The organism is Photobacterium sp. R1 (assembly GCF_054600795.1).
In genome coordinates this window covers 1-266 of record NZ_BAAHZP010000611.1, presented here as the reverse complement: position 1 = coordinate 266, position 266 = coordinate 1, and the positions used below count along the sequence as shown (strand labels likewise).

The window sequence follows — 266 nt, the reverse complement described above, 5'->3', positions numbered from 1 at the left end:
AATCTGCAGCTCATATTTACGTGCAGAAACTAAAGCGCCCAGCGCGCCAGTGATAAACCCGAACGGCATGAATATCCAAGCGATCCCTGAAGGCTCCATGAACCCTATGACGCTGGAAACGAGCATGCCGATAATGAATACTCTGAGCAGGTGATCGGTCAGCGTATTGACTTTGACTCTCGCATTTTTAATTCTTGATAATCTGTATTCATCGTTTTTGTAGGTGAAATACTGACGACAGATTGAAAAATCTTGGGCGTTGGTCA

1 protein-coding gene is annotated in these 266 nt (G+C 44.7%); it reads right to left on the bottom strand.

The window, feature by feature from the left end; genetic code table 11:
- A partial coding sequence (locus ACYP03_RS26500) for a hypothetical protein (RefSeq protein WP_459782739.1) occupies positions 1-266 on the bottom strand: 266 nt, incomplete at both ends.